The sequence below is a fragment of the Undibacterium sp. GrIS 1.2 genome (assembly GCF_040544435.1).
Taxonomy (GTDB): Bacteria; Pseudomonadota; Gammaproteobacteria; order Burkholderiales; family Burkholderiaceae_D; genus Undibacterium.
In genome coordinates, this window is record NZ_JBEONP010000128.1 from 1 (window position 1) to 2,602 (window position 2,602).

The 2,602-nt window shown below is 44.9% G+C and carries 1 protein-coding gene; it reads right to left on the minus strand.

The genetic code is table 11. The features are described from left to right. Positions 1-227 precede the first annotated feature (227 nt). A complete protein-coding gene (locus AAKU61_RS22370) occupies positions 228-2,468 on the minus strand; it encodes a bifunctional diguanylate cyclase/phosphodiesterase (RefSeq protein ID WP_354335817.1) in 2,241 nt (746 codons plus the stop codon). Between the last annotated feature and the right edge of the window lie 134 nt (positions 2,469-2,602).

Genomic DNA, 2,602 nt, shown 5'->3' on the forward strand with positions numbered 1-2,602 from the left:
TTTCATCTTGCCAGAAATGGCCGCTCCTTTCTCATCTATTTTGCGCTTCTCGCAATAAAATTACTCTCCGGTGTTTCGTTTTGCAAGAACCTCTAATTAAATAAGTAATTAAATAAGTAATTAAATAAGTAATTAAATAAGAAAGTGGCGCATATCAGTGATCTGTCTGATCACCTGACTGCACCACTATTGAAATAATTTGATATCAGCAGACCTAGTAAACGGAACTAAGTATTTTTTACTAATTGCTTTTGATTTTCTAACCAAGGATGTAAATCCTGCTTGGTCATAGGTTTGGCATAGTAATAACCCTGCGCCAAATGACAGCCAAACGACATTAAGGTTCGCGCTTGCATTTCGCTTTCTACACCCTCGGCAATGATAGAAAGCTCCAGACTTTGTCCTAATTGGACGACCATCTTGGCGATACTGCCATCACCAGAATTTTCTTGTATTTCGTTGACGAAGGCGCGATCGATCTTCAGTTTATCTACATCAAGTTTTTGTAAGTGACTTAAAGATGAGAATCCCGTACCGAAATCGTCAATCGATACTTTTATGCCTAACTGTTTGATTTGATACAGCGTTTTGATCAGCAGTTCAGGGTCTTTCATCGCCATGGATTCGGTGATTTCTAGTTCTATTCTTTCTGGCGGTGCTTTGGTATCAGCCAATGCATTGTGCAAGGACTGCATAAACAGCGGGTGAGAAAACTGTGCTTGAGATACGTTAATCGCCATTTGGAAATCTTCGTAACCTAGACTGCGCAGATGGACGAGTTCGTGGCACGCCGTACGCATAACCCATTCACCAATATCAACGATCAAGCCAGAATATTCGGCAATCGGAATAAATTGATCGGGAGGGATAAATTTGCCCTCATCCGTCTTCCAGCGTAGCAGAGCTTCCGCGCCAACTACCCGACCATTACGCATATCGACTTGCGGTTGGAATACCAAGAATAGTTTTTCGCTCTCAAACGCAGAACGTAAAGCATGCATCAGACGAACACGTTCGCGGATTTCTACTCCCATATCTCTGGTGAAATAGACAAACCCACCGCGTTGATGTGATTTGGCACGTTTTAACGCAATATTAGTATCTTTTAGTGCCTCTGATCCGTCGCCATCGTAATCGCCAAGGGCGACTAAACCAATTGTTGCTGACAACTGTACATCTTGGCGATCAACTTGAACAGGAGGGTGGAAGAGCGCCAAAATCGCACCAGGGCAGACCATTTCTTCATCACCTAGTAGCGCAAAAGTATCGCTGCCTACGCGTGCTAGCTGACAATCGTTGCCAAAATGTTTTGTCAGCCGTTGCGCGACAGCGCATAGCAACATGTCGCCAAACTGGTGACCAAGCGCATCATTGGTTTCTGCAAAATGGTCAATGTCAATTAAGGACAATGCACTTTGTTTTTTGAGTGGCGATTGCAAGGTTTCATTTAACGTTTGCAGTAACTTTAAGCGATTGGCTAAGCCAGTCAGAGGATCGTAAAACGCATAGCTGTGCAAGCGCGAGGTCAGCATGACATTATCTAGGCCAACGGAGACGTTGCTGCAGAACACTTCCAGCAACCGTTTATCCATGTCATTAAGATCAAGGCCTTTATTCAGGTAGACAGTCAGATCTCGATCCGCGACATTACTAAAATAAAGTGTGGTCGATTCAGGTTCATACAGATTGCTACGTCCTTGCATAGATCGCTGCACAATGGCATGCACACTTTCTTGGGCGACGTCACCTAAGGGGCGATCAATCCACTCGTTAAAAGAAAAGGTTGTTGCAATAACTAGTAATTCATTTTCAGGATTGCCACCCTGTTGAGCGCAAACAAAGCCCTCAGGATGTCCACCTAGCAAACCAGATATTTGCGTTAAAACCCCAAGCGCGAAATTTTGTAAGCCCTGCAGCGCCATTAACTCCGTACTGGCATTAATGATGAGTTCTAATCCTCGGCGGCTGAAACTGATGGCACAGATTTGTTCATAGGAACGAATTGCTGATGTAACGGCAGTGTATAGCTTGGTGCGTGTCAGTTCTGATTTGGTTTTGTAATCATTGATGTCATAGTCGCGGATCGCATCAATCTCAGGTGCGTAACCAGGTTGTCCGGTGCGTAAGATAATCCGCACATCGGATAAGCCTAAGGTTTTTCTGATATGACTAACGAGTTGCAGACCGGCGTCTTCTTGTTCCATTACGACGTCGAGCAAAATAATCGCTATATCAGTTTCGCTCTGGAGAATGTCACGCGCCTCTGCGGCAGAGTATGCGTGCAAGAAGCTAAGCGGTCGGTGCTGAATCTCCAGGCTGCCGAGCGCAAATGTCGTCGCTGAATGGACATCAGGATCATCATCGATGATCATAATGCGCCATGTTGGGTGAAGCTTGCTCACTGCCGAAGCATCACTAGCCTCTGGTTCATCCAGAAAAACCAGATCATCTTCGGAAGAGTGGATCATTGCATTCATCTGAGGTGCGACTCCAAGAAAGGATTTATATATTGAGCTTCTTGCAAAATACCCAAACCAGTAAAGTCGAGCATGGGTGTGGCCACTGTTGCGATTGGTTTTCTTGTTTGAAGCGGCACATGTGA